A 20,478-nucleotide genomic window follows, 5' to 3' on the forward strand; every position below is an offset into this window, starting at 1 on the left:
TCAGCGGCGTCCAACGGGGAATGGCTCGGCGTCGGCTGCGTCCTGTTCGGCATCATCGGTACCCTCGGCTTCCTGAAGTTCCACAGTATTGAGGTGGTGGCCTTCGACATCAAGTACGGGCAGGCGTGCCGCCCACGACTTGGGCATCCACCACGCGGAGCGGCCCAAAAGAGCAAGCGCGGCGGGAACAATAACCATACGCACGATGAAGGCATCGGCAACGACACCCACGGCCAAGGCAAGAGCTATCGAACCGACTAGGGAAGAATGACTCAAGGCAAACCCACCAAAGACCGCTGCCATGATGCCTGCGGCGGCGACGACCACGCCGGCGGAGGCTTTGAAACCGTGAAGAATTGCCTGCTTGGAACGGATTCCCTGCCCGTATGCCTCCTGTATCCGCGTTACAAGAAACACCTGATAATCCATGGCAAGACCAAATAGGATGCCGGTCAAGATAATCGGCAGCAGGCTGAGCAGAGCATTTCCTTGCGGAGCCTGGATCACGTCCCCCAGCCACCCCCACTGGAACACTGCGGTGGTCGCTCCCAGGCCCGCACCCAAAGACAGAAGGAATCCAGCCGTGGCAACAACGGGAACAAGCACGGAACGGAACAGGATGACCAGCAAGATCAGCGAAAGGCCGACAATCAGGCCAACGTAAAGTCCTAGGGCCTGCCTAAGCTGCGCGTCCGCATCCAAACCCAGTGCGGTGGCTCCGGTGACGTACAGGTTGGCTCCGGGAAGGTTATGTGCTTCGGCGCGGATGTCCCGCACCAACTGCATGGTCCGGTCATCGAGGGGACCGGATTTGGAAATCACGGACACTATCGCCGCGTCTCCGCTGCTGGCCACGCCTGCGGGCACCGCCAACGCTACGTTGTCGATCCCTGCCAGGAACTCCTGAACTTCGGGGATTCTTTCCTGCAGGCCGCCTCCAGGCGTTTCAACGAGGACCACAAGGGGATCCTGCGAGCCCTGCCCAAATTTGTCGCTGACGATCTGGTAGGCAGCCCGTTGCGTTGATTCCGGGTCTTCGCCGCCAGGCACCGAAAGGGTTGTTTTCATCGATAGCAACGGCAACGCCATCACGATGAGCAGCAGGGTGCCGCCAACTACTGAAACAAGAGGCCGGGTCACAACGAACTGCGCCCAACGGAAGAGAAATCCCGGCACCCGTGTAGGGACACGTGCCGGCTCGGCAGCGGAAAGTTGCCTCCGGTCCCGCTTGGACAGAGCCCGAAGACCCATGAACGACATCAAAGCAGGCAGCAGCGTCAGTGACATCAGTACCGCCACACCGACTGCAAATGCCGCGGCCAACCCCATTTCTCCGATGAACGGAATGCCAACAACGGTGAGTCCGGCCAGGGCGATGATGACCGTCGCCCCCGCGAACACAACTGAAGAACCTGCTGTGCCAGTCGCCCTGCCAATGGCCACGTCAACTGTGTGGCCCTCGCGCAGCTCAGCACGGAAGCGGGCAAGAATGAAGAGGCTGTAATCGATGCCGACAGCGAGGCCAAGCATCACAGCCAAGATCGGCGTGACATTGCCAATGGGACTGATAGACGAATACGCAAGGATTCCGAGAATCCCGGTTGCGACGCCGATCAATGCGCTCAGCATGTTCGCGCCCGCCGCGACAAGGGAGCCAAAGGTCAAGACCAGGACTAGAAAAGCAATGCCCGCCCCGACGGCTTCAGACGGCCCAAGGATCTCAGGAATACCCGAGGCAAGGGACCCGCCCACCTCGGCCGTCAACCCTTGCCCGCGGACCCCTTCCGCAACTTCGGTGACGTTTTCCTGCACTGTCTCACGCTCTGAGTCCTCTAACCCTTCAAGGGATACCTGGATGACCGCTGTCGTGCCGTCGACTGAAAGATAAGGGCGCGCCGGATCCCTTGGATCCAGGACTTGGCTGACGTTGGGAAGAGAACGCAGCTGCTCGATTGCCCGGGTCAGGGAATCCGCCGGCCCAGGGGCCGTCAGCCCGGTTCCGGCAGGCGACTGCACCACAAGCTGCAGTTCACCAGAGCCGGCGGGTGTGGACGGAAAATGCTCTTGCAGCAGGCCCATGGCCTTGCTGGACTCCGTGCCCGGCACGTCGAAAGCACCGTCGCTAAATTTCATCCCGCCCAAAGCAACGACTGAAACTACGGCCAGAAGACCCAGCCAAACAGTAATGGCAGCGATACGATGACGGCCCGCCAGCCTCCCAATCCGTGCAAGAAATGCAGCCATGCGAAAGTCCTAACAGTGTTGATGGAAAGGGTGTGTCTTGAAAGCCCTTCACCAATGATCTGAGGACAGCACGTTATGGACATCCGGCGAACGCAGGCGCGTTGGTACTGCATCAGCAGTAGGAATTAGTCCTACCGCAGGGTGGTGTCTCGTTGGATGACTGTGAAACCACGCGCGTACTCATTGATTGCTTCAGGCGGGACCCGCAGTTCCTGGCCGGAGACGATATGGCTGACCAGCTCGCGTACGTTTAGCTCCAGGTCTATGCTGATAGACGTAATTGTCGGAGTCGAAGCGCGTGCGATCACAGAGTTGTCGACCCCGATAATTCCCATCTCCGCGGGAATGCTGACCCCTTCTCGAAGAGCGGCCCCTAAAATCGCCAAGGCCACCTCATCGTTGTAACACGCCAAACCGACCCGTCCCGCCGGAAGGCTGCGCACTGCTTTCAGAGCTTCGTCGCTACTCAGGCCAATCTCCAATGTAGGCAGAACTTCCATAGCGTGAAGGCTGCCATATTGGAGCACCCCCTTCTCGCGTTCCGGAGCGCTGTATTGCTCCCGTTTCGACCGCGGGCGGACAACTGCAATGCGCTTGTAGTCCTGGCCTAGAAGATGCTCAGCCTGAAGGCGGCCAATAATCACGTCAGCCGCAGCCTGGAAAGCCTGGGACTGTCCAATCACGTGGATACCCTGTTTTTCGAGCCGCTCAACGTCTTCAGGGCGAAGCGGAGCCATTGTCACAATCGAGTGAGGACGCAGCCCGAGGACTGCGTCCTGAAGGGTATCCTCTGATGACGAAAGCCGAAGCAGGTTCGTCAGGCCTTCCTTCGCCAGTCCTTCTGTCAGGAGATCCACGAATTCGCGAACGGTCGGGCCGAAAGTGATGTCCGGTATGAGCGTGATGACGATGTCGCTCTTACCACGGACCAGTGTTCGTCCAGCCAGCGAGGGGCGGTAACCCATAGCCGCCGCTGTTTCTCTAACCTTTGCGACCGTTTCTTCGGCAAACAGGTGGGCACGGCCGTTGAGAATCTGACTCACTGTAGACCTGGAAACGCCTGCACGAAGAGCAACGTCAGCACTACCTGTCATTACAGCTTCCCTTCTCTCCCCGCGCCAGGACTTGTCGGGCGGCCTCATTGACACGCTTCAACGACATACCCAGCCTACCGCAGTCCCCCCGGGAGACGCCTATTGACGCGTGCCAATACGCGTGTTTAGCTGGACAAGGCCTGCCCGGCCATCCCCCAATATGCACACAACCGAGCCCGTCGGCTGCTTTGCCGCGGCAAACTGGAGGGCCCGATGCCTTACCCCTATCCCCAGGTCCTGGACGTACAGGTCGAGGACGCGAAGACGAAAGACACAGCTATCAGCACAGCCGTTCAGGAACTCATCCCAGAAGCGATTAGGAGCCGCACAGGTATCTCAGTTACCCGGTGCAGCATCACGGATTTTCAGATTGCGGTCGATCTGTCCGTCCCATGCGGTGAAATCCACGAAAGAGTCAGGATCTGAGAGCCGACGAAAACCGGACTTCAGACGAGGACCCGGGCTGAGACCACCACTGAGAACGATCGGACGGTTGCCTCCTCTTTTGAGATCAGGACCGTACACGACTGAGGTCCGCCTGCCATCGACTCGTGAATCTACTGGCCAGATTCCATACAAAGGACTGCGCTGTCGCAAGCGCTGGACCCTGCGGCTGCGGGAGGCTACAAGTCACCGGATGGAATGCCGGCAGGCACAGAACGAAGGTACTGCGGATGCAGTACCTGAAATACCGCAGCGGCGGGCTTACTTCCTGCGGCTTGGGCGAGAGGCTGTAACTACCCCAACCGCAGGTGAAACCGAACAGCAACAACGTCGTCGCCCCGCAGATACAGGAGCCGATTTCTTTGACATCAACAATTCAGCAGCCGCCACCGGCATCCGTGCCGTTTCCGACCAACCGGTGCCCATTTGATCCCGACCCGAGGTACGAAGGTATTCGCACCTCGGACCCCGTACTGCGCGTCGGCACTCCTGCAGGCTTCGACGTATGGCTCGTCAGCGGCTATGAGGATGCGCGTACAGTCCTGGGCGACGCCGAGACCTTCAGCAATGTAGACGCCAGTTCATCCCACCTAATGGGCGACAAAGACAACCTTGGCGCACCCCCGCCACCGGGCGTCATGCTCAGGCATGACGGTGATTCCCACTCCCGGCTCCGGCTCCGCCTGGCCCGGGAGTTCATGGTCAAGCGGATAGCGCGTCTCGAGCCATTCATCAGGGACCTCGTCGCTACGCACATCGACCGCATCGGCCAGCAGAAAGGCCCGCTCGACCTCTACCGCGAGTTCGCGCTGCCCGTCCCCGCTTTGGTGATCAGCGAGATCCTGGGAGTGCCCGAGGGGCAGCGATCGGAATTTGAGAATGCTACGGCCTCTCAAGTCGATTTGAGCCTGCCTCTCGAGGAACGCCAGGCGGCGGCCATCCAGAGCGCGGGCTTCTTCGCGAACCTCATCCAGTCGAAACTGGAGAATCCCGGTGACGACCTGCTCAGCCGACTCATCCTGGAACCCACCGAGCGCCCCATGGACGCCGCAGAGCTCCAAGGGATAGCGCTCCTGCTTTTGACCGCAGGTCATGACACCACGGCAAACATGATCACTCTTGGCACCTACGCCCTCCTGCAGCACCCGGAGCAAGCTGCAAAGCTACAAAATCCGGCTGTCATGGAAACAGGCGTCGATGAGCTGATCCGCTATCTCACCATTGTGCACAACGGTGTCCTGCGCAAAGCGGTCAAGGACACCACCATTGCCGGGCAGACAATCCGTGCGGGCGAACATGTGGCTGTGGTCCTTGAATCGGCCAACAGGGATAACCGGTTCATCTCTGATGGTGACCAGCTGGACCTTGAAAGACGCTCTGCCCATCTCGGCTTTGGGTACGGACCGCATCAGTGCCTGGGACAGCATCTTGCACGCCTTGAACTGCGCATTGCACTGCCTGAGCTGTTCCGCCGGCTACCGGGCATGAGGGTAGAGACCCCGGAAACGGACATCCCTTTCAAGAACGACATGCTCGTATACGGAATCAAAAAGCTGATGATCAACTGGGATGAGGTAATTTCATGAATTTCGACATCAACGTAAGCAAGTGTGTTGGAGCCGGCGTGTGCGCCATCGCGGCACCCGAAATCTTCGACCAGAATGAGGACGACGGCATTGTCGTCGTCCTCAACGCGCACCCTCCCGCCGAACAGGAGTCGAAGCTGCGGGACGCAGCAGTGCGTTGCCCGGCAGCTGTCATCACCCTGTCCAAGCAATGAGCCGTACCAATCATCCAACCCTCAGGACCGTGATTGTCGGCGCCTCGTCAGCTGGGGTGAGCGCGGCCGAAGCCCTGCGCACGCGGGGACACGAAGGTGACATTGTGCTCGTGGGCGCGGAAAAGCACGAACCCTATGACCGGCCACCCCTGTCCAAGCAGGCACTGCATGGTCCAGTCTCGGTGGAAGCACTGGCACTGCGGCCGCCCAACCACCTCCAGGACCTCGGTATTGACTTACGCCGCGGAGTCGCCGCGGTCCACCTCGACAACCGTCACCGGAAGGTGCTGCTTGAAGATGGCACAGACCTTGAATTCGAACGTCTCATCATTGCCACAGGAGTGAACGCCAAACATCTTCCGGCATCCAACAACATCTCCAATGTCCACACGCTGAGGACGGTCGATGACGCACACCACCTTCAGGCAGCGTTCTCAGCAGCTTCCCGTCTCGTTGTTATCGGAGGAGGTTTCCTCGGAACCGAAATCGCAGCCGCGGCAATACAACGAGGAATTGAAGTTGTTCTGGCGACCAAGACCCCGACACTTCTGGAGAATGCGCTCGGCAGCGAAGTGGGACAACAACTAACCTCCTTGCATCAAACGCAGGGGATCCGCCTTCGCACGGGTAAAGCCGCGCTCGTGCAGTCCCTACGAACCAACGGACATCGAGTCACTGGCGTGCATTTCGCATCCGGGGGGACGGAAAACGCTGATCTGGTTGTTGTGGCGATTGGTTCGGAGCCAGCAGTGGACTGGCTCCGAGCCAGCCCTCTCACTCTGTCCGACGGTGTTGTATGCGCATCTGACTGCTCAGCCGGCGACAGAATATATGCGGTAGGGGACGTCGCCAGATGGCACAATCCACTCTTCGATCGTTCAATGCGCATAGAGCACCGAACCAACGCTGTTGAACAGGCCCTCCACGTCGCTGATCGAATCCTCGGAGGAGACAAACTTCCCTACACAACCGTCCCGTATTTTTGGTCGGATCAGTACAACGTCAAACTTCAGGCCCACGGCTACCTCCGCGACCACGACGAAGTGAAGATTCTTCGTGGGAGCATCGAGGAGGGGAAAGTAGTCGCGATTTACCGCAAAGGGGAAAGGCTAGCCGGCGTGATGGGAGCCGGCGCCGCCAAAGCCGTCCGGCAGTGGCGCGCGCACATCGAGTCCCGCACCAGCTGGGCTCAGGCGCTCGAACTAGCGGAATTGAATTCGTAAGATTACCCGACCATAAATTTTGGGAACCAGATCCAAGAACGGCCCGACTTGGCCGAGCTCCTTCACGAACGGCCGCTAACCAAGAGTCCGTGCATCGTCAGGCTTGGTCCGGCAACTTCACCGCCGAGGTCGGTAGCCCCACCAGTCTTAGCTGCTGAAGGCGGCGTCGAAGCTGGTTTGGGAGGCGGGGAAGTCGTATTTCTTGAGGGCGGCGAGGGCTTCGGGGGCGCCATGGAGGCGGTCCATGCCGGCGTCTTCCCATTCGACGGAGATGGGCCCGTCGTAGGCGATGGCGGCCAGCGCCCGGAAGGACGCCTCCCAGGGCACGTCGCCGCGGCCGGCGGAGACGAAGTCCCAGCCGCGGCGGGGGTCGCCCCAGGCCAGGTGGGAACCGAGGACGGTGTTCCGGCCGGTCTGGCGGATCTTGGTGTCCTTGCAGTCCACGTGGTAGATCCGGTCCTTGAAGTCCCAGATGAAGGACACGGGGTCGATGCCCTGCCACATCATGTGGGAGGGGTCCCAGTTCAGGCCGAACGCTTCGCGGTGGCCGATCGCTTCGAGGGTGCGGACGGTGGTCCAGTAGTCGTAGGCGATCTCGCTGGGGTGGACTTCGTGGGCGAAGCGGACGCCGTTGTCGTCGAAGGCGTCCAGGATGGGGTTCCAGCGGTCGGCGAAGTCCTGGTAGCCGGCGTCGATGACTTTTTCCGGGACGGGCGGGAACATGGCGACGTATTGCCAGATGGAGGAGCCGGTGAATCCGACGACGGTGTCCACGCCGAGTGCGCGGGCGAGCCGGGCGGTGTGCTTGAGTTCCTCGGCGGCGCGTTGGCGGACGCCTTCGGGGTCGCCGTTGCCCCAGACTTTGGAGCCGACGATGGCTTCGTGGCGGAAGTCGATGGGGTCATCGCAGACGGCCTGGCCCTTGAGGTGGTTGGAGATGGCCCAGACTTTGAGGTTGTACTTGTCCAGGAGTTCGAGTTTGGACTCGACGTAGCCTGGTTCGTCCACGCGCCAGGCGTCCAGGTGGTCTCCGGAGACGGCGATTTCGAGGCCGTCGTAGCCCCAGCCGGAGGCAAGTTTGGCGACTTCCTCGAGGGGAAGGTCGGCCCACTGGCCGGTGAACAGGGTAAACGGGCGGGGCATGGTCAGGCTCCTTGTGTAGCGAGGATTGGTTGTAGTACCGGCGTGATGACGCTGCGGTTGGCTGCCGATTCTTCGACGGCGGACAAGACGCGTTGGATTTGTAGCCCGTCTTCGAAGGAAGGCGAGGGCGGGGTTTGGTCCTGGATGGCGGTGAGGAAGTCCCTGACCTGGTGGGTGAAGCTATGTTCCCAGCCGATGATATGGCCCTGCGGCCACCACGCTTCGAGGTAGGGGTGCTCGGGTTCGTTGACCAGGATGCGGCGGAATCCCTGCTCGCGCACCGGGGCGGTGGCGTCCAGGAAGCGGAGCTCGTTGAGGTTCTCCAGGTCGAACAGGAGTGAACCTGCAGTGCCGTAAACCTCTATGCGAAGGCTGTTCTTCTGGCCGGTCGCGACTCGAGACGCCTCAACCGAGGCACCGACTCCCCCTGTCATTCCAAGTGTGGCCCAAACTGCATCATCTACCGTGACGTCTTCCAGGCCGTGGTTGCCCGGGCGCTTCGTGACAAAAGTACGCAGTGTCCCGGTTGCCTCGGTAACCGTCTCATTAGTAAGGTGCTGGATTTCGTCGATGGCGTGGGAGGCGATGTCGCCCAGGGCTCCGGAGCCGGCGGTTTCCTTGCGGAGCCGCCAGGTCATGGGTGATTGGTCGTCGGCCAGCCAGTCCTGGAGGTAGGCGGCGCGGACGTGCCGGACGGTGCCTAACCGGCCTTCGGCGATGAGTTCCTTGGCCAGGGCGAGGGCGGGGACGCGGCGGTAGTTGAAGCCGATCATGGACTGGACGCCACGGGCACGGGCTTTGGCAGCGGCGGCGGTCATGAGTTCGGCTTCGGTAAGGGTGTTGGCGAGGGGTTTTTCGACCAGGACGTGCTTGCCGGCTTCGAGCGCTGCAATGGCGATTTCGGCGTGCATCCAGCCGGGGGCGCAGATGTCGATGATGTGGATGTCGTCGCGTTGGATGACTTCACGCCAGTCGGTGGCGGACTCGGCCCAGCCGTACCTGGTGGCGGCCTCGGCCACGGCGGTGGCGTCCCGGCCCACGAGCACTTTCTGCTCGAAGGCCGGGACGTCGAAGAAACTTGCCACGTTCCGCCACGCATTCGAATGGGCCTTCCCCATGAAGGCGTAGCCGATGGCGGCCACCCCGAGGGATGGGGGAGCCGGGGTTGCGGTTGGGTGTGCGGGAGTGGTCATGGCGTGTTCCTGCTGCTTCCTGCTGGCTGAGCTAGAGAGTTGCGGTTTCCGGGGCCCAGTCCTCGGGGAGGGCTGTGGAAACGGGAGCTGAGCTTTCGACGTTCACGAAGGTTCCGGAGTCGATGGATTCGGAGATCGAGACCATGCTGTCCAGCACGTGGTAGGCGAGGTCGCCGGTGGCGCGGTGCGGCACGCCGGCGCGGATGGCGCGGGCCATGTCCAGGGCACCCATGCCGCGGCCGTTGGCAGGGCCGGTGGCGGGGATGGTGGTCCAGTCTTCGTCGCCGGCGCGCCAGAGCCTGATGTCGCCGGTGAAGTAGTTGGGGTCAGGCAGGGAGATGGTGGCTTCCGTGCCGGTGATCTCCACGAACCCCATCCGGGCCCGGGGGGATTCGAAGGAGAAGACGCTGTGCGAGGAGGCGCCGGATTCGAACTGCGCCATCGCTGAGACGTGGGTGGGGACCTCTACGGTGAATTCCTCGCCCGCTTTGGGCCCGGAACCGATGACGCGGACTTCCTTGGCCTTGGACCCGACGGCGGCCACTTTGCGGATTGAGCCGAAGGCCTGGACCAGGGTGGTGAGGTAGTACGGTCCCATGTCGAACAGGGGGCCGGCGCCGTGCTGGAAGAGGAACGCAGGGTTGGGGTGCCAGGATTCCGGGCCGGGGGTCTGGAAGGTGGTCATGGCGGTCAGCGGGGTGCCGATGTCGCCGCGCTGGATGAGCCGCAGTGCGCTCTGGATCCCGGCGCCCAGGAACGTGTCCGGAGCGGTGCCGAGCCGGATCCCCGCAGCGTCGGCTGCCTTGAGCAGGCCAAGCCCGGATTCGCGGTCCAGGGAGAAAGGCTTTTCGGTCCAGACGTGCTTGCCGGCGTTGACCGCTGCGGTGGCCACCTCCACGTGGGCCGCGGGGATGGTGAGGTTGACGATGATTTCGACGTCGGGGTGGTTCAGCGCCTTTTCCGGGCCGCCCCATTCAGGGATGCCGTATTCCTTGGCGCGGGCCTCGGCGGCGTCTTCGAAGAGGTCGGCGATCACCAGGACCTTCAGGTCCGGAAAGACCGTCAGGTTGTCCAGGTACGCCTTGGAGATATTGCCCGCGCCGATCACCGCAACGCCAACAGGTCCCTTGCGGGTGGATGGTGCGAAACTCATGCCTTGGCTCCTTCGGTGGCGGTGCTGTTGTTAAGGAAGGCCAGGCTCTGGGTGATGCCGTCGAAGATGTCGCCGGAGTAGTCATCGAATTCCACCACGCCAACGTCGAGGGACTTCGCGGCGGCGATCACGTCCAGGACAGGGACCTGGCCCTGCCCGGCGGGCTGCTGGGCCTTGGTGTCCTTGTTCAGGGGACCGTCCTTGATGTGGATGAACTTCACCCGGTCACCGAGCTTGGTGAGGATATCCACGGGGTCCTGGCCGCCCACGGCCACCCAGTAGGTATCCACCTCCAGGATTACTGCGGGGTCGAGGTGCTCGGCGAGATACTCCAGCGCCGTTAGCCCCTCCACCGTGGACTCCAGTTCCCATTCATGGTTGTGGTATCCCACGGTGATGCCGTACTCGGCGCCCTTTCTGGCTGCATCATTGAGCTTGGCTGCGGTGGCCTGGATGTCTTCGGCGTTTTGCCATTTGTCCGCCGGACTGTAGGGATCGATGACGGTGCTGATGCCCAGTTCCTTCGCCGCGGTGAAGATCTCGTCCTGGTCCTGGGACAGCAGCGGCGCATGGCCGGAGGGTGCGGTGAGGCCGTTCTCCTTCAGCGCGGCACCGAGTTCCTTGGCCGTAGCGACGAAGTTGTAGGGCTCAACCTGGGTGAAGCCGATCTCCGCAACCTTCTTGATGGTGCCGGGCAGGTCCTCCGCGATGGCGTTGCGCAGGGTGTAGAGCTGGAGTGAGTAAGACATTGTTGTTCCTTTGCGGGTCGTGCTGAAATTCGGGGCGAGCCGTGGTTCTGGGGAAAGGCCAGATAAAGCCTGGCTTGGTCCGATGGGGCGTGCTTTCCAGGGTGGGGTACTCAGTTGTGCGGAGGGGTTGTCCGCTAACGGGTGGTGCGGTCGATGAAGACTTCGGTGACTTCGATCGTCGATGTTGCTTCTATTGCGGCGCTTGAGGATCCCAGCAGGAGCGTGACGGTACCTGCCTCAAGGCCACGGCGCCCGTCCGGCCAGGTGTATGCGAGGCGGCTGAGAGGAGCGGAAAGATGGACCGTTTGATTGCACCCCGGCTCCAGATCGACGCGGGCGAAGTCGAGCAACTGCCGGACAGGGCGGACGACCGCGGCGCTTTCATCGCGGGCATACAGCTGGGGTACTGCGGTCCCGGCGTCCGTGCCGGTGTTCCTGACGGTTGCGTCAACTTCCAGCCGCTCTTTGTTCAGACGGACATCAACGATGGACATATCGAAAGTGGTGTAGGCGAGGCCATGGCCGAATGGATAAAGCGGTGTGCTGTCGGGAAGGTCTGAGTAGCCGTATCTCTTTAGGTGAGGATGGTCGTAACCGCTGCCGATCGGGTGCCCGTGATAGAGCGGAATTTGCCCAGTCGAACGTGGAAAAGTTGATGGCGTCCGTCCGCTTGGGCTAATCCGTCCGAAGATCATATTGGCGATGGTTTCGCCTGCTGAGGGACCGAGGAGCGGGGCAAGGACGACCGCGCATGATGCCTTGTGGACCCGCTCCAGCAGCAGTGGGCGTCCTGAAATGACCACACTGATAACGCGTTTCCCGGCCGCACCAAGTGCAGCGATCAGTTCGGTCTGGTCGCCGGGAAGTCGTGGGTCGGCGACAGTCCTGCCTTCTCCCCCTGTGTGGTTTCCGAACCAACCGGTTCTCTCCCCCACCACGGCGATGACGACATCAGCACCCTCTACATCCGAGAGCAGATCGTCGAGTATAAAGGAATCTTGATCGGTGAGGCTTCCGTAGTCGTGGTAGCTGAGTTCTGCATCGATGGCTGCCAACGCTCCAAGCACTGTCGCTGCACGGGGATGAAGGCGCCTGGCCCCTTCCTCGAAGATTGGTTCGACCCCAGGAAGCCGAGTCTGGAACATATCCGGCAGCACATCGGGTGACGCCTCAATTCCAGTTACGTTTCCTGCCAGTATTTCTCTGACCGCGAAGGGCATCTCCCCGTCAGCTACAGAAGAGTAAGCACCGAAATGGATACGGAGTTCGTCCGCGGCTGGCCCAACCACGGCGATCTTCTGCCGCCCTGGCTGTAAGGGCAAGATTCCATCGTTTGCCAGCAGCGTGACCGACTGGGCAGCGACCTCGTTCGCCTTCAATTCAGGCTCACCGTCGGAGAGCGGACGTTGTTGATCTGACGAAACTGATGGGGCAAGGCCAGGGATGAGGCCGAGCCGCTGCTTGACCGTGAGGACGTTTAGCACGGCGCGATCAAGTGTTTCTTCAGAGAAGGTGCCATTCTCGATGAGAGGTCGAAGACCTGAAGTCATTGCGGCGCTCGGCAATTCAACGTCCATGCCGGCTGTAATTGCTTGCGCAGCAGCATCTCCAGGTGTCGCGGCGGTGAGGTAGCTCGTGAGTAGCATGGATATCGCCCCGTAATCACTGACGACGAGGCCTTCGAAACCCAATTGACCGCGGAGCAAGTCCTGAAGCAGCCACGCGTTGCTGACCGCGGGTATGCCGTCAAGATCGTTGTACGAGTTCATGACGATGGAGAGGCCTGCTTCGGTGATGGCCCGCCGGAAAGGCTCGGCGTAGACATCGGTCAACTCGCGCTTACCGAGCTGTGTGGTCGCCTGGTTTAGCCCTGCCAGCGAAACTCCGTAACCCAGAAAGTGCTTTCCGGCCGCCAGCACACCGCTTCGGCGTTCAACACCTTGGACGCCGCGAATGAAACCGACACCCATACGGGTGACAAGCTCAGGGTCTTCTCCATACGTTTCGTGGACTCTTCCCCACCTGATGTCTCTCGCCAGGTCGAGAACAGGTGAGAATAGGAGGTGAATGCCGATCTCGCGGCTCTGGCGGGCAGCAATATCGCCAACAGTCCATGGAACCTGTGGGTTCCAACTCGCGGCTTGTCCCCAGGATGTTGCGAACTGGTGACCCTGTGGGTGGACCAATCCGCTGATGCCTTCAGCGTGAACCAATACACCAATCCCCATTGGTGACACCTGACGGGCAGCTGCCTGGAATCGCACGAGCTCCTGACGTAGGTTGCCAATGTCTGCAGTGAGTTGGCCGCCGAGAGATAGGTGGCCGACTCCGTGTGGGCGAACTTTGGCGACCGACTCAACGTCGTACATGACATCGCCCAGTACATTGGACCCGGTTGACTGGGCGGTCATGTCCATGGGGACGATGCCTTGGATTTGCCCGATCTTCTGGTCAAGATCCATGCGGGAGAGGACTTTGTTAAGGTCGGTCATCATCTCGTTTTCGTGAGTGCGGTGTAGCGTCCGCTGCTTTTACGTGGAGGGGCTGAAGAACGATGGAGGCGGGGTACTTCCGCCGCTTCTCATGGTTGAGCGATTAGGCGCGGGTATTGATGGTGTGGACAACGGCGTACCTCGTGGCATCTGCCAAACCAAGGTCAACGGTCTGGCCCAATCATGCAAGGCATTCCGACATGACCAACCATTACTGCTGGCGACGAAAGCAGGGCTTCCGGCTCGGTCATCCTTTGACGGCTCCTTGCATAACACCAGCGACGAGCTGCTTTCCGAGGATGAAGAACAATGCCAGGAGTGGCACAACAGAGATGAGCACGCCGGACATGATGAGGGCGATGTCTTTGAAGAATCCGGCCTGGAGGAGTTGCAATGCGACTGGAAGCGTCGGGTTGCTGCTGCCCAGTACGATCGAGGGCCAGAAGTAGCTGGTCCATGCTCCGATGAACGTAAACAGGGAGAGCATCGCGGCTGCTGGCCTGGCGGCGGGCAGCACGATGGCACGGAAGATCCTGAAAGTCGAAGCGCCGTCGATGCGGGCAGCTTCGATGAGGTCGTAAGGCAGTGCCGATTGAAGGTACTGAGTCATCCAAAAGACACCGAACGCGGAGGCGATGCCGGGGATGATGACAGCCCACAAGCTGCCGGTCAGTCCCATTGACCGCATAACGATAAACAGTGGCACTACCCCGAGTTGGGTTGGAATCGCCATAGTGGCTACGACGAAAGTGAGGAGCCCGGCGCGCCCCCTGAATCGAAGCTTGGAGAACGCAAAGCCTGCCAGGGTGGAGAGAAATACAACGGCGAGAGCCGTCGCTGTCGAGACGACTACCGAGTTCCAGAAAGCGCGGACTAGGTCGATGTCGGATTCGAAAATGCGGGTGAGATTATCGGCTAGATTTCCCCCGGGAATGGGCGACGTGATGGGGTTCTGTGCAATCTCCGCAGGCGTCGATGATGCGAGGAGGAATGTGTAGTACAGGGGATAGACAGAAATCAGCACCACGGCCCCGAGCAGGACATAGGTAACCCAAGTTGGCCGGCGCCCTGCCTCCGTCTCATGTCCTTGACGGCGTCGCGCTGCCTTGGCCGCGGCTCGGCCGGCCGTTTGTTCGATGGAGGGTACAGACGGCGTAGTCACGAGTTGCTCCCAGGTGAGTCATCGGAGTGTGAAGAGGTGACCGCGGAGGGATCGGCTCCAGGCTTGGGCTTCCGCAAGGTAGCGCGGGTAGCCTTACGGGCTGCGGCAGTTGAATCATCCCCCGAGGCGATTCGTCTGGATATCCAGTTGCTTAGCAGCGCGAATACTATGATCAAGAGGAAGAGCAGCCAAGCGACAGCCGCAGCGCGTCCCAGTTTCTGCTGGTTCCAGCCAAGTTCGTACAGGTACAGGGTGATCGTCTTCCACTGCCCAGAATTCCCGCCAAGCCCTTGGATGTCATACAGTCGAGGCTCGTCGAATATCTGCAGGCCACCAATAGTGGACGTGATCACAACAAAGATGATCGTTGGGCGGATGCCCGGCACCGTGACGGAGAAGAATTGCCTGACGCGCCCCGCCCCGTCGATGATTGCTGCTTCATAGAGGTCGCGGGGGATTGCCTGCATCGCCGCCAGCAGCACGAGCGTGTTGAAGCCGGTCCAGCGGAAATTGACCATCGTCGCTATGGCGATATGCGAGGCGAAACTATCCCGGTGCCAGCCGATGGGCTCTATTCCGACCAGCCCGATAAGTGAGTTGATGAGTCCTGACTGATCAGCGAACATTCGGGAGAAGATGAGTGTTACAGCAACCGGCGCGACAACGTACGGAAGAAGTACACCCATACGCCAGAAGGTCTTAGCACGGATGTTCGCGTCCAGAAGGTTGGCGAGAACGAGCGCTATGACAACTTGGGGCACAGTGGAGAGCAGGAAGATGCTGAGGGTGTTGCCAAGGGACTTCCAAAAGACAGGCTGGCCGAGGACGAATGCGAAGTTGTCGAAGCCCACGAACCGGCCCTGGCCGCCTATAAGCGACCATTCGTGCAGCGAGACGTAGGCGGTGTAGAGGAGTGGAAAGAGGCCTACTATTCCGAAGAGGACGAAGAACGGTGAGATGTAGAGGTAGGGCGATGCCTTGATATCCCACCGCCCCAGACGCTCTCGCCATGGCGACGGCATCTGTGCCGGGCTCTTAGTGGTGTTCGGGGATCCCTTGGTCAAGAGAGTCATGATGTTCCTTTGGTCGCGGCACGGAGGTGCGCTCGGCGCGCCTCCGTGCCAGCGGTCGGATTGTTTTATCCGAGTGTCTTCAGCTCAGTTTCGAACATGTCCCACGATTCTTGTGCGCTGTGGGTGCGGTCCACGGAAACACGCTTGATTGCGTTATTGAAGGCCGTCGTGATGGCGAAGTAGTTGTCGCCCTTGAAAGGAATCTCTTTCACGGCCGCTGCGCGGTCTGTCAGGATCTTCCCCACGGGTGCGTTGTTGAAGAACGGGTCCGTCACCTGCTGCAGCTCGTCGCTCTTCTGCGCCTGTACCTGGCTGGGGAAATTGCCCGTGGCCTTGAAAGCCTTCAGCTGCTGCTCGGGGGCGGTAAGCCAGTCAGCGAGTGCCTTAGCCTCCTCCGGGTGCTGCGACTGTTTCGGCACCGTCAGGTACGACCCGCCACTGTTGACGCCGCCGCCAGGAAAGACGTTGGCGACGTCCCAGCCGGTAACACCGGCGGCGTTGCCCTTGATGACGCCGAGCATCCATGAGGGTGCCGGCATGACAGCGAATTTGTCCTTCTGAAACGCGTCAACCCAGTCCTGGCTCCAGCGAGCGATGTGAGCTGACAGGTCGTCGTGCGAAGTCACGGTGTCGTAAATGTTCCGCAGGTCTTTGTTGTTGCCCGCAATGATGTCACCGTTATCGGGGTCCTCCCAAAGGACCCTGTACTGGTCTCCCCAGCTGGTAGCCACCGACGACGAGTCGTCGTAAAACGCCGGGCCCGTTCCCGCTGCCTTGAACTTTTCGCCGACTTTGAAGAAGTCATCCCATGTGGCGTCCTTACCCCCGAAGAGCTTGGCTACCTCTTCGCGGTCCGTTGGAAGGCCTGCGGCTTTGAACAAGTCCGCGCGGTATGCGATGGACTGCGGCCCAATATCGGTGGGATAGCCCAAGAGCTTGCCATCGTCAGTAGTGGCGATTTTCTCGTTCCAGTCGTTCCAGCGGCCTTCGACACTGGAAGAGGAGAGATCCAAGAAGTTCTCGGAGTTTTGCAGGACCTGAGGCATCCAGCTGTTGTCTACGCCCACGACATCGGCCAAACCAGAACCGGCACCGAGCGAGGTCTGGAACTGTTCCTTCGCTTCGTCGCTCGTTGCGAAGCGATTGTGCTTGACAGTGATCTCAGGATGGAGCTTCTGGTATTCGTCGATCAAGTCCCCATATCCCCATTCGCTGAATGTCGAGATGGTGAGTGTCGGCTTGCCATCGCCCCCGCTAGCGTCTCCGCTAGGTGAGCAACCTGCGGCCAGGACGGTGAGTGATACCGCCCCAGCCAGGGCAAGAGCCTTTCGGGTAAATCGCATTCGTTACTCCTTTGTTTATGCGATGAATTCATTGAGTGCTATAGCGAGGTGACGCTCTGCTCGCCGCTGGTGCTCGGGACTTCAACTGCGGGTCAGAAGCCTGTGATCGGTCACTGGCGCCTGCATGCTGGGAGCTGCATCCCAGTCTTTATCGGCTTCTCTGGATACTGCTGCGTTGACATTAGCCCAAAACCTTTCACGTGACAAGGTTTCGCTGGGCCGCCTGTCTCGGGTACCGTGAGGGCATGGCACAAAGCAGTGGACCTCGGGGAGGCTATCGCAAGGGAACAGAGCGCCGGCGGGAAATTATTGCCGCCGCAGCTGAGCTTTTCGCCGAGTCCGGTTACAGGAACTCATCCATGCGCGAACTTGCCAAGCGGGTGAACCTTACCCAGCCTGGGCTTCTCCACTACTTCGCGAACAAGGAGGAGCTCCTTGTTGAAGTGCTTGGTCTCCGCGACTCCTCCGTCGAGAACTACCTCTCAACGTTCCAAGCCACAGACGTTGCGACACGATCACGCGAAGTCGCGCGCCATTCCGCGGAACATGAGGGGCTGACGTCCCTGTTCATCATTCTCTCGGCCGAGGCGATCGACGGTGACCACCCTGCGCACGGGTATTTCGCGGAGCACTATCGCTCGGCTCAGATACAGACCCGAGAGCCGGACTCGGAGACCAACGCGAGCACATCGAGGCTGACCCCGGAGATGATCGCCACGCTCGGGATCGCTGTGCAGGATGGGCTTCAGCTTCAGAGGCGATATAGGGAGGACCTGGACGTAGTGGAGGCTGTGGATGCTTTCTGGCGTCTTGTGGCGGCCGCCAGGAGATCATTGTCTCCGGCGATCGCTGACGGAGCTGGCTGCGCTCTCAATGAGTCTGCTCGGTAAGTGCCACACCTCCGCCCTCTCTGGGCCGGCAGCTACCAGGCATACGAGCCCGGCGCAGCGAAGGCTTTTGTAGACCTCCAAGGCACTCATTGGACAAGGCGCCTCCATCTCAAGGCTGTAGTCTCAAAGGGCTTCCGCAGGATCAATGCCTCGTCAGATTAGGTTCCGCTACTGACGGTTGGAGGCGAACTTCTTTGTCGACCCGGTTGATTCCAGCCGCGGACCGGCCTGCCCGCCGACCCGAAAAGAAACAGTCGGCCAGGGAAAGTCCGCTGATATAGCCAACGGAGCACACCCCAACGGCCGTCCGGCCCGCGGCGAATAATCCTTCGATGGGCTCTCCATCAATGTCAACCACATTTCCTGTTACCTCGTCGACCTTGAGCCCGCCCAGGGTCAGTCCAGGGGCGGGGTAGAACGGGGAGTTCTTAATGGAAACATTGATGGCGAAGTATGGCTTCGAGCGTATGGCAGAGGACAACTCTGAAGCCTTTTTTGCTGGATCTCCTTTGCCGTACAGAACGCCAGAGTTGTAGGCGTTGACTGTTGACTCAAGGGTATGGAATGGGATTGCTGTCTTGCGCGCAAGAGCAGTAAGACTTCGGCTTTTGCGGTGCCCGACAGTGTATAGATAGAGCAGCTGGGCGAGTTGGAACGCGTTCGTCTGATGCCGGATTTGCCTGCGCGCTTTTCGCCATTGTTCCGCGTCGAGAATGAGCCAGCCCTTTCCTTCATGCTTGCGTACCATCTGGTCAGCGAAAGTTGCCCCATAGAGGTCCTCATTGGCGATGCGGTACCCGACGCCGTCAACAATTACGCCTTCGGTCATGGCGCTTGTCGGCGTGATAAAGCGCCAGGCAGTTAAACGATCCATATGCTGGACGACGCCGCCGGCGGTGATTCCGAGGGAGATGGCTCCACCGTCATCGCTGCTGGTGCCCAAGGGTGATACGTCCCGGTAGGGACCGGCCCACTGTTCCATCCACTGTCGGTTTCGAACGAAACCACCGCCGGCAAGCACAATGCTTCCGGCTCGCGCTTCCCCTGGCTGTGCGAGGTCTTGCCATTCCGCCTCGAGCTTCCTTGCTAGCTTGGCGCCGATCCCGGGTGCCCAGTTGCCCAGCTTGTCAGCAAGCAGCCTGCGACGCTGATAGTTCTTTGGCAGGTTCATTTCTTGCACGGTCCTGTAACGGACGCCAACAACCGCGCCTTCCTCGACAATCAGCTCATCGACCCTGGTGTGGGGCAAGACTGTCACTCCCTTGTGGATGGCGGTTGCCAGCAATCTGCTGAACAGGACCTTCCCGGAGTCGAGGCCTTTTGCTACCTGTCGGTGGCCGCGTGGGGCCGGCCGGGCATGCTCTATATACGGGTGGGCTTTCTCGTTGCCCGAGTAGTAGAGATAGTGCCGGTCCGTGGGGTACGAAGTTTTATGCGGGGCGAGGGACGGCTCGAACGAGGCGCCCACACGTTCGAGCCACTCGATCATCCTGACACTCTCGTCGCAGAAGTTCCTCAGGGTGGGCTCGGATACCGCGCCCCGGACCTCTTGCACGAGGTAACGGAACATGTTGTCCGGGTCGTCGGTGACTCCCGCGGCTGCCTGCTGTGCTGTACCACCGCCAGCGTAAACTATGCCGCCGGAGAGTGCCGTTGCACCGCCCCCGTATGCTCGGTCTATAGCCAGTACGCGTGCTCCAGCGTCTGACGCTTCAATGGCAGCGGCCACTCCTGCAGCTCCAAGTCCGACGACAATGACGTCGTATTCAGCACAGCCCGTTCTCGTCATGCTTTCGTCTCCCTCATCGGATCGAAGCCCCCACACAAGCCGGGCAAGGAATGGAAGAAACGCTAACAGTCCAATTTGACACGCGTCAACACCCAATCTGCGAGGTGTGGTGCATTGCCCCTCGGGTGTCTTCCCCTCCGACCGTGAGGGTGAAGTCTGAGAGCACCATAGAGCGGCCGCTAATGAAACGGAATCTCGCCCAAGGCTGACGCGGCAGAAGCGGGCGCGGTGTGTACCGGCCCCTCCTGGACCCGATGTTTACTTAATTGAAATTCATATCGGCGTAAGAAAACCGCCGGGGAGGGCCTAGGCTCACCCCGACCTAGACCACTTGCGTGCTCTGGTACAGGGTCGCACTCGAAAACGAGTCCGGGCGGAGTTCGACAAAGAAAGCTTGGTCGTCACCGGGGAGGACTCCCCCATCGCCAACGTCACGCCCTCGGACGTGGGGGCTTTTACGGAGTTCGGCCAGTCCCTGATCAGGGAGCGGCGACGGGAAGGGATTGCGCTGGGAAGCAGCGCGGTGCGTACAAGGGACGAAAGAAGACCCCTTCACCGGAGCATGCCGGCGAACTGGCCCGGCGCGCCGACAGCGGCGTTCCTAAGGTCGCCCGTGCCCGCGTACAGAGGACCAGCCGAAAGACCGTTTTACAGTACCTGCCTCGCCAGTGACGTCAACGCAGAGGTCGGGCCGTTGCGCCGGCAC

At 60.6% G+C, this 20,478-nt stretch carries 15 protein-coding genes and 1 pseudogene; 5 read left to right on the forward strand and 11 right to left on the reverse strand.

Going from position 1 to position 20,478, the window contains the following annotated elements; all coding sequences use genetic code 11:
* Complete coding sequence (locus QFZ60_RS11240) at window positions 1-2,244, reverse strand: MMPL family transporter (RefSeq protein WP_307090569.1); 2,244 nt, start codon at window positions 2,242-2,244, stop codon at window positions 1-3.
* Between the two features lie 131 nt (window positions 2,245-2,375).
* Window positions 2,376-3,386, reverse strand: coding sequence for a LacI family DNA-binding transcriptional regulator (locus QFZ60_RS11245; protein WP_307090570.1), 1,011 nt, complete (start codon window positions 3,384-3,386; stop codon window positions 2,376-2,378).
* Window positions 3,387-4,090: 704 nt separating this feature from the next.
* Between QFZ60_RS11245 and QFZ60_RS11250 the strand changes: the two genes are divergently transcribed.
* Genes QFZ60_RS11250 through QFZ60_RS11260 form a run of 3 tightly spaced genes read left to right on the forward strand, consistent with a single transcriptional unit; the run spans window position 4,091 to window position 6,785 of the window.
* Window positions 4,091-5,368: a cytochrome P450 gene (locus tag QFZ60_RS11250; protein WP_307090571.1), complete on the forward strand. Its 1,278-nt coding sequence runs from the start codon at window positions 4,091-4,093 to the stop codon at window positions 5,366-5,368.
* Window positions 5,365-5,562, forward strand: coding sequence for a ferredoxin (locus QFZ60_RS11255; RefSeq protein WP_307090572.1), 198 nt, complete (start codon window positions 5,365-5,367; stop codon window positions 5,560-5,562). The genes QFZ60_RS11250 and QFZ60_RS11255 overlap by 4 nt, the downstream gene beginning before the upstream one ends.
* Window positions 5,563-5,591: 29 nt before the next feature.
* Window positions 5,592-6,785, forward strand: a complete 1,194-nt coding sequence (locus tag QFZ60_RS11260; RefSeq protein WP_307090573.1) for an NAD(P)/FAD-dependent oxidoreductase — start codon at window positions 5,592-5,594, stop codon at window positions 6,783-6,785.
* A gap of 147 nt (window positions 6,786-6,932) precedes the next feature.
* Here the strand turns inward: QFZ60_RS11260 and QFZ60_RS11265 are convergent, their stop codons facing one another.
* From QFZ60_RS11265 to QFZ60_RS11300, 8 genes are all read right to left on the reverse strand, one after another.
* Window positions 6,933-7,928, reverse strand: a complete 996-nt coding sequence (locus QFZ60_RS11265; protein WP_307090574.1) for a sugar phosphate isomerase/epimerase — start codon at window positions 7,926-7,928, stop codon at window positions 6,933-6,935.
* Window positions 7,929-7,930: 2 nt separating this feature from the next.
* Window positions 7,931-9,121 (reverse strand): Gfo/Idh/MocA family protein, encoded by a 1,191-nt coding sequence (locus QFZ60_RS11270; RefSeq protein ID WP_307090575.1) that lies wholly within the window; start codon window positions 9,119-9,121, stop codon window positions 7,931-7,933.
* A gap of 31 nt (window positions 9,122-9,152) precedes the next feature.
* Window positions 9,153-10,274 (reverse strand): Gfo/Idh/MocA family protein, encoded by a 1,122-nt coding sequence (locus QFZ60_RS11275; RefSeq protein ID WP_307090576.1) that lies wholly within the window; start codon window positions 10,272-10,274, stop codon window positions 9,153-9,155.
* A complete protein-coding gene (locus tag QFZ60_RS11280) occupies window positions 10,271-11,023 on the reverse strand; it encodes a sugar phosphate isomerase/epimerase (RefSeq protein WP_307090577.1) in 753 nt (250 codons plus the stop codon). Before QFZ60_RS11280 ends, QFZ60_RS11275 begins: the two co-directional genes overlap by 4 nt.
* A 134-nt stretch (window positions 11,024-11,157) precedes the next feature.
* Window positions 11,158-13,518, reverse strand: a complete 2,361-nt coding sequence (locus QFZ60_RS11285) for a glycoside hydrolase family 3 N-terminal domain-containing protein (protein ID WP_307090578.1) — start codon at window positions 13,516-13,518, stop codon at window positions 11,158-11,160.
* A gap of 244 nt (window positions 13,519-13,762) precedes the next feature.
* On the reverse strand, window positions 13,763-14,677 hold the full coding sequence (locus tag QFZ60_RS11290) for a carbohydrate ABC transporter permease (protein ID WP_307090579.1): 915 nt from the start codon (window positions 14,675-14,677) through the stop codon (window positions 13,763-13,765).
* Window positions 14,674-15,750 (reverse strand): carbohydrate ABC transporter permease, encoded by a 1,077-nt coding sequence (locus QFZ60_RS11295; protein ID WP_373427678.1) that lies wholly within the window; start codon window positions 15,748-15,750, stop codon window positions 14,674-14,676. The genes QFZ60_RS11290 and QFZ60_RS11295 overlap by 4 nt, the downstream gene beginning before the upstream one ends.
* Before the next feature lie 65 nt (window positions 15,751-15,815).
* On the reverse strand, window positions 15,816-17,093 hold the full coding sequence (locus QFZ60_RS11300; RefSeq protein ID WP_307090580.1) for an ABC transporter substrate-binding protein: 1,278 nt from the start codon (window positions 17,091-17,093) through the stop codon (window positions 15,816-15,818).
* Between the two features lie 245 nt (window positions 17,094-17,338).
* On the opposite strand from QFZ60_RS11300, the gene QFZ60_RS11305 reads away from it, so the two are divergent.
* Window positions 17,339-17,983 carry a TetR/AcrR family transcriptional regulator gene (locus QFZ60_RS11305; protein ID WP_307090581.1) on the forward strand — a complete coding sequence of 215 codons (645 nt, stop codon included), beginning with the start codon at window positions 17,339-17,341 and terminating at the stop codon, window positions 17,981-17,983.
* Between the two features lie 142 nt (window positions 17,984-18,125).
* On the opposite strand, the gene QFZ60_RS11310 is transcribed toward QFZ60_RS11305, so the two are convergent.
* Entirely contained in the window at window positions 18,126-19,772 is a 1,647-nt protein-coding gene (locus tag QFZ60_RS11310; protein ID WP_307090582.1) for an FAD-binding protein, read from the reverse strand.
* 319 nt (window positions 19,773-20,091) lie between these two features.
* On the opposite strand from QFZ60_RS11310, the pseudogene QFZ60_RS21680 reads away from it, so the two are divergent.
* A pseudogene (locus QFZ60_RS21680) lies at window positions 20,092-20,444 on the forward strand (recombinase family protein); the annotation flags it as partial.
* Between the last annotated feature and the right edge of the window lie 34 nt (window positions 20,445-20,478).

This window comes from Arthrobacter sp. B2I5 (assembly GCF_030816735.1).
Taxonomy (GTDB): Bacteria; Actinomycetota; Actinomycetes; order Actinomycetales; family Micrococcaceae; genus Arthrobacter.

Coding starts and splice junctions, on each gene's coding strand:
- QFZ60_RS11240 (WP_307090569.1), bottom strand. CDS start 2,244: ATGGCTGCATTTCTTGCACGGATTGGGAGGCTGGCGGGCCGTCATCGT.
- QFZ60_RS11245 (WP_307090570.1), bottom strand. CDS start 3,386: ATGAGGCCGCCCGACAAGTCCTGGCGCGGGGAGAGAAGGGAAGCTGTA.
- QFZ60_RS11255 (WP_307090572.1), top strand. CDS start 5,365: ATGAATTTCGACATCAACGTAAGCAAGTGTGTTGGAGCCGGCGTGTGC.
- QFZ60_RS11265 (WP_307090574.1), bottom strand. CDS start 7,928: ATGCCCCGCCCGTTTACCCTGTTCACCGGCCAGTGGGCCGACCTTCCC.
- QFZ60_RS11270 (WP_307090575.1), bottom strand. CDS start 9,121: ATGACCACTCCCGCACACCCAACCGCAACCCCGGCTCCCCCATCCCTC.
- QFZ60_RS11275 (WP_307090576.1), bottom strand. CDS start 10,274: ATGAGTTTCGCACCATCCACCCGCAAGGGACCTGTTGGCGTTGCGGTG.
- QFZ60_RS11280 (WP_307090577.1), bottom strand. CDS start 11,023: ATGTCTTACTCACTCCAGCTCTACACCCTGCGCAACGCCATCGCGGAG.
- QFZ60_RS11285 (WP_307090578.1), bottom strand. CDS start 13,518: ATGATGACCGACCTTAACAAAGTCCTCTCCCGCATGGATCTTGACCAG.
- QFZ60_RS11295 (WP_373427678.1), bottom strand. CDS start 15,750: ATGACTCTCTTGACCAAGGGATCCCCGAACACCACTAAGAGCCCGGCA.
- QFZ60_RS11300 (WP_307090580.1), bottom strand. CDS start 17,093: ATGCGATTTACCCGAAAGGCTCTTGCCCTGGCTGGGGCGGTATCACTC.
- QFZ60_RS11305 (WP_307090581.1), top strand. CDS start 17,339: ATGGCACAAAGCAGTGGACCTCGGGGAGGCTATCGCAAGGGAACAGAG.
- QFZ60_RS11310 (WP_307090582.1), bottom strand. CDS start 19,772: ATGACGAGAACGGGCTGTGCTGAATACGACGTCATTGTCGTCGGACTT.